Origin of the sequence: Sporomusa sp. (assembly GCF_035561155.1) — a bacterium.
Classification (GTDB): Bacteria; Bacillota; Negativicutes; order Sporomusales; family Sporomusaceae; genus Sporomusa.
On the sequence record NZ_DATMYD010000025.1, the window covers coordinates 1 to 3,259 of the forward strand.

The following is a 3,259-nucleotide window of genomic DNA, read 5'->3' on the forward strand; positions in this document are numbered from 1 at the left end:
TCGACGAACCGCTTCCAATTCTGTTTTGCATCAAAAAAGATCTGCCATAAGATGTTCTTCTTCATGCCTCCGTATTTCCGCAAACCCGCGCCATTTCTCCTGCCGTAGCCTCTCTAAACTTATAAATTCTGATACATTAAAGAAAACACGGCTTGCGCCGAGCCTCTGGCGAAAGCGGAAGCCGATGTTGCCCTTATCCAGACGGAAAGTTATACTTTCTAACAGGATAGAAAAATGGAAGCATAACCTTGCCTACAGGCAAAGTTATGCTTCCATTGACACAACACCGGGTACCTTCAGAAGCCGCTATGGCGGGAGCGTGTAGGAATCGAACCCACCCTGGACGGATTAACGCCCAACGGACAGTTTTGAAGACTGCAGGAGCCACCAGGCCCCATCCGCTCCCATGTACTTCACGTATATAATATATCATGAGCTGTCGGATTATTCAAGTTAGGGAGACTATTGCTTTGAATAGCCACCTTTTTTCTACTAGCAGCAAACATTTCTTGGGTTTTTTCGAAATTCTGCTTGACACAGGCTTGTTCAATTTGGTATAGTGACTACAACAAGTTAATCACTTAGGCAATGAAGCCTTCGCAACTAATGCGAAGGCTTTTTCTGTCTAATAGCTATTTTTCCGGACAATGGCGTCCTAGAGGTTATTACCTTTAGGGCGCTTTCTGTTTGGGCACTTTGAGGGGGGATGGATTTTCCAGCAAAATGCTTTTACCTTAAAAAATATTATTAAAAGGAAGGGATTACCTATGAGAAAATTGTGGACTATTTTTTCTTTGTGCCTATTATTAATGTTTATCCTAGTACCAGCAGTTTTTGCTAGTGACGCTCCTGCTGAGCCGCCGAAAATTGACACCGGGGACACTGCCTTCGTTCTAATAAGTGCTGCTCTTGTTATGATTATGACTCCCGGTCTGGCATTATTCTATGGTGGTATGGTAAGAACAAAGAATGCTCTAAGCACTATCATGCAAAGTTTCTTCATCCTCGGTCTTATATCTGTTCAATGGGTGCTTTTCGGTTACTCATTAGCTTTCGGTCCTGATATCAACCACTTCATTGGTTCCTTAGACTGGGTAGGACTTAGCGGGGTTGGCCAAGATCCGAACCCTGATTATGCGGCAACAATTCCACATCAAGCTTTTATGATCTTTCAGGCAATGTTCGCAGTTATCACTCCAGCTTTAATTACCGGCGCTTTTGCTGAGCGCATGAAGTTTCCTGCATTTGTTATATTCACCCTGGTCTGGTCAACATTAGTTTATGATCCTATCGCTCACTGGGTATGGGGCGTTGGCGGTTGGATGCGCGAATTAGGCGTACTTGACTTCGCTGGCGGTACTGTAGTGCATATTATTTCAGGTGTATCTGGCTTGGTTATTGCTCTGATGATTGGCAAACGCAAAGGGTACGGTTCTGAAGTTATAATGCCTCACCATCTCCCAATGACTGTTATCGGCGCGTCGCTCCTCTGGTTCGGCTGGTTTGGTTTCAACGCCGGTAGTGCGCTCTCTGCAAATGGTCTTGCTGCCAGCGCTTTCGTTGTTACCCATGTAGCCGCTGCCGCTGCTACGGTTTCCTGGGTACTCACTGAGTGGGTACACCATGGCAGACCCACCATCCTCGGTGCTGCTTCAGGCTGTGTTGCCGGTCTGGTTGCCATTACCCCGGCTGCTGGTTTTGTCAGCACAATCCCCGCAGTGATTATCGGCCTTGCCGCAGGTGTTATCTGCTTCTTGGCAGTAGCTGTACTGAAGGCTAAAATTGGCTATGACGATGCTCTTGACGCCTTTGGTGTACACGGCATTGGCGGTACCTGGGGTGCAATTGCAACTGGTTTGTTTGCCTCTAAAGCTGTTAACCCAGCCGGTGCTGACGGTCTGTTCTACGGTAATGCAAGTCAAGTTACCACTCAGCTCATCGGTGTTGGTGTAAGCTGGGTAGTGGCTGCAGTCATGACCTTTATCATCTTAAAAGCCATCGGCTTATTCATGCAGGTTCGTGCTAATACTGACCAAGAAGTACAAGGTCTGGATGTCACTGAACATGGCGAACGCGGCTATGCATATCAAGACTTTATGACCGGTTCACCTGTCGGCTTTGGTTCATCCAGTCCTGCCCTTCAGGAAGCTCTTTCTAAGAAAACAACACTTGCGTAGTTGCTAAAAAATTACGTTCTAATAAAAGGGGGAACGCCACGATGCCTATAACAAAAATTGAGATTATCACCCGCCCGGAAAAATTAGAAGAGCTCAAAGCGGCTATGTATAAAATTAACGTAACCGGTATGACTGTAACTCAAGTATACGGTTGCGGCCTCACGAAAGGCCACACTGAAGTATACCGGGGTCAGGAATACAACATCAATCTTGTTCCTAAGGTAAAAATTGAGATTGTTGTTTGCGAGGTACCTGTGGAACGGGTTCTGGAAGCCGCTAAACAGGCTTGTCGCACCGGGAAAATTGGCGATGGAAAAATATTTGTATACCCAATCGCCAATGCAGTTCGTATCCGTACTGGCGAAGAAGGCGATATCGCCATTGTTGACCCGGCTGATATGCCGAAATAGCTTATAGACACTGCAGGTCCCCAGGGTTAAGTAACAAACTTACCCTGGGGATTTTTTCATTACAAATCCCTTATTTAGGAAATAGTTGCCAAAATATTATCGATAGCTTACACTATAACTAATTGTAACTTCTCACTTAGGAGGAAAACCAAATGAGACCAATAACCAAAATTGATATTATCACTCGTCCGGAGAAACTCGAAGAACTTAAAGCTGCCATGAACCAGATTGGAGTAACCGGAATGACAGTAACCCAAGTATATGGTTGTGGCCTAACGAAAGGCCACAGGGAAGTATACCGGGGGCAGGAATACAACATTAATTTAGTTCCTAAGGTTAAAGTTGAGATTGTTGTCTGCGAAGTGCCGGTTGAACGGGTGCTGGAGGCCGCTAAAACAGCTTGCCGCACAGGCAAAATCGGCGACGGCAAAATCTTTGTTTACCCTGTTGCCAACGCTGTCCGCATCCGTACTGGCGAAGAAGGCGACATCGCTATCATAGATCCAGCTGATATGCCGAAATAGTTCTCGCAAAATCGAGTAGGAGCTGAGTAATTATTTACTCAGCGACCTCTCACACCACCGTACGTACCGTTCGGTATACGGCGGTTCAATAGAATTAGTGTATTAATGAATATCTTTCACTTATGGTGATAAAGCCTAATTTCCTTAG

Annotated in this window: 3 protein-coding genes and 1 tRNA gene; 3 read left to right on the plus strand and 1 reads right to left on the minus strand. The window is 45.8% G+C overall.

Annotated elements, in window-relative coordinates; translation table 11 throughout:
• Nucleotides 1–309 precede the first annotated feature (309 nt).
• A tRNA-Sec gene (locus VN447_RS04235) sits at nt 310–406 on the minus strand.
• A gap of 361 nt (nt 407–767) precedes the next feature.
• On the opposite strand from VN447_RS04235, the gene VN447_RS04240 reads away from it, so the two are divergent.
• From VN447_RS04240 to VN447_RS04250, 3 genes are all read left to right on the plus strand, one after another.
• Nucleotides 768–2,177, plus strand: a complete 1,410-nt coding sequence (locus tag VN447_RS04240) for an ammonium transporter (RefSeq protein ID WP_325523143.1) — start codon at nt 768–770, stop codon at nt 2,175–2,177.
• Between the two features lie 41 nt (nt 2,178–2,218).
• The gene (locus VN447_RS04245; protein ID WP_325523145.1) at nt 2,219–2,587 is read left to right on the plus strand and encodes a P-II family nitrogen regulator; all 369 of its coding nucleotides are present in this window, start codon (nt 2,219–2,221) and stop codon (nt 2,585–2,587) included.
• A gap of 152 nt (nt 2,588–2,739) precedes the next feature.
• A complete protein-coding gene (locus tag VN447_RS04250) occupies nt 2,740–3,111 on the plus strand; it encodes a P-II family nitrogen regulator (protein WP_325523147.1) in 372 nt (123 codons plus the stop codon).
• Nucleotides 3,112–3,259 lie beyond the last annotated feature (148 nt).

Bases quoted from the DNA above. Each gene is read 5' to 3' on its own strand.
- VN447_RS04245 (WP_325523145.1), top strand. From the start codon at position 2,219: ATGCCTATAACAAAAATTGAGATTATCACCCGCCCGGAAAAATTAGAA.
- VN447_RS04250 (WP_325523147.1), top strand. From the start codon at position 2,740: ATGAGACCAATAACCAAAATTGATATTATCACTCGTCCGGAGAAACTC.
- VN447_RS04240 (WP_325523143.1), top strand. From the start codon at position 768: ATGAGAAAATTGTGGACTATTTTTTCTTTGTGCCTATTATTAATGTTT.